The organism is Moorena sp. SIO3I6 (assembly GCF_010672095.1).
On record NZ_JAAHHU010000608.1, the window covers coordinates 1 to 2,666 of the forward strand.

General features: G+C 45.7%; 1 protein-coding gene and 1 pseudogene. Both read right to left on the minus strand.

What is annotated here, in order from left to right; translation table 11 throughout:
- Positions 1 to 906, minus strand: a pseudogene (locus F6K49_RS40245) (radical SAM protein); the annotation flags it as partial.
- A gap of 175 nt (positions 907 to 1,081) precedes the next feature.
- Positions 1,082 to 2,635, minus strand: coding sequence for a radical SAM protein (locus tag F6K49_RS40250; protein ID WP_293106430.1), 1,554 nt, complete (start codon positions 2,633 to 2,635; stop codon positions 1,082 to 1,084).
- Between the last annotated feature and the right edge of the window lie 31 nt (positions 2,636 to 2,666).

Below are 2,666 nucleotides of genomic sequence, written 5' to 3' on the forward strand. Positions count from 1 at the left end.
CATTTCCCGCAACCCGTTCATAATTTCGAGTACTTCTTCTCGACCACCGGGAAAAATGACACGACCTAAAAATTGATCGGAAACACTAACTACCGATTTTGCTCCTGCTTGGCGCTGTATATCCAGCCATTCCAGCACCCGCTGAGGGGACATTCTGCGATACCCTGTACCGTAGGTAGGAGTTTGGCAAAAGTCACAGTGGCGATCGCAACCCATATCTGGAAAGATCGAACCAATGGGTAACAAATGCTCTGGGAATGGGTCCATCCAATATTGGTTGCCCAAGCATTGTTTAGCCACATCCAAAGATGGTAAGGGCCACTCTTCCGGATGCAATGGTTTTTTACTCTTGCGATACTGAGTGCGATCAGCTAAGGTTACACCAGTTAGTTCCTCTTTGGAACCTTTTCCTAACAGATAATTAAACAGTGGCCAATTGGCAGCTCCCGATTTATCTTGAACCACAACAGCAGCACCGTTACGCAGATAAAATTCTGGGTCAGCAATTGGGTCAGAGCCACCGACAACCACAGGTCTCCCTTTACTTGCCAGGTGCTTCAAGAGTATTACGGCAATTTCACGGTATAATGTAAAGTTTATGGTAATACACCACACTGCACAACTCGCCGGATCCACCGTCTTGATATCAATACCGACGTAGTTCTTAGTCAGTTCGATGCCTCTCCAAGTAATTCGACCGTAATTTTCTTCGTAATCCCCATCGCGAAGATTAATAAATTTAGTCTGAAATCCTCCTGCTTGGAGATGCGATATTAAAACTTGCTTGCTAATAATTGGTTCATACTTCCGCAGAGAATAATAGTCGTTGCCATCTGGATCAGATAGCTTTAACTGGGGCAATTCAACTAATCCGATAGTCGAGTTTTTCTCTTGTGCAATTGTCATTGTAGTTTCCCAATGAATGGTGCTTTTGATGCCCTAGGATTTCTCTACTAAGCCCGGAACAAACTGCCTGTTACTCTTCCGATGGCAATTGAAAAAAATCATTCAGTGCTAGGGCAAAATCTGATCAAACTATAGTCTTGGGTATTGGCTTCCAGATTAGGAAGCTTCTCGGTACCTATACTGACACCGCCGTTTTTTCAGTATTCTTGGCTTCATCCGGCAACGTTCTGAACCGTTGAGGAACTTGCAGGTTTTTCGAGTCACCAACGCTAGCTAGGCGGAACTGCCAATCAGAGACTTGCTCGTAGCTGAGATGTTTGGTGTCAACACTCGCGGTCCAGAATCCTGCAAAAAGGGCTGGGTCGTCAAACCGCAGAAGACCGGATTTACGAATTATTTCGCCCTGTGGCGTTCCCAAGATCGGAGAAATCACAAAGGGACTGATTTGAAATACCATTGAAGGGTTAATCGCTTTGACTTCATCATAGATTTCCCAAAGCGCTTCCTCTAGCCGTAACATACTCTCATCGTCATCATCAGGAAGCCCAATGATCATGTGATATACGATCATGGGAATACCAGCTCGCACAACCGTTTTCACAATTCGTTTGTGTTGCTGCCAGGGCAGTAACTTGGCATAAGCTTCCCGTCCAAATACAGGACGCTCGGCAGGAAGACCACCAGCGAGAGTTCCTTTTTGCCCATCCCAATGATAGAGGGCGTTGATCAGTTCTTCATCGGGGGTCAAATCTGTGCTGTCATAGTTGCGCCCACGCCCTAGAGTCATCTTCCTTAGCTCCAGACCATTGGGCCAAAGAATGGTTAAATCCATTTCCCGCAACCCTTTCATAATATCGAGCACTTCTTGTCGCCCATCGGGGAAAATCACCCGCCCCAGGAATTGATCGGAAACGCTGACTACGGATTTTGCTCCTGCTTGACGCTGTATATCCAGCCACTCCAGCACCCGTTTAGGAGTCATTCTGCGATACCCCGTACCATAAGTGGGGGTTTGACAAAAGTCACAGTGGCGATCGCAACCTATATCTGGAAATATGGAACCAATGGGTTTTAAATGCTCGGGAAACGGATCCATCCAATATTGCGTTCCCAAGCACTGTCTCGCCACATCCAAAGATGGTAAGGGCCAGTCTTCGGGATGCAATGGTTTTTTACTGTTAGGATATTGAGTCCCGTCAGCTAAGACCACACCAGTGAGTGCTTCTTTGGGACCTTTTCCTAACAGATAATTAAATAAAGCCCAATTAGCAGCGCCGGATTTGTCCTTAACCACTACTGAAGCACCGTTGCGAAGGTATATTTGGGGGTCAGCAAAGGGATCGGAACCACCCACAACCACTGGCTTACCTTTACTGGCCAGGTGCTTTAGCACCATCATTGCTATTTCCCGGTATAGTGTGAAGTTAACTGTAATGCACCAAACTTCACAGCTTTCAGGATCGACACTCTCTATCTCAACACCAACATAATTCTTAGTCAGTTCAATGCCTTTCCAGGCTATCCGTCCGTAATTCTCTTGGTAATCCCCGTCTCTGAGGTTAATAAATTTAGTTTCAAAGCCTCCTGCTTCAAGACTGGATAGTAATATTTGTTTACTAACAATTGGTTCCCATTTGCGCAGGGAATAAAAATCGTTCCCATCGGGGTCAGATAGCTTAAGTTGAGGCAATTCAACTAGTCCAATGCATCCTGATGTTTTATCAGACATTCCAGCAGTCTCCTAAACGCAAAAGCTTATT

Coding starts and splice junctions, on each gene's coding strand:
- F6K49_RS40250 (WP_293106430.1), bottom strand. CDS start 2,635: ATGTCTGATAAAACATCAGGATGCATTGGACTAGTTGAATTGCCTCAA.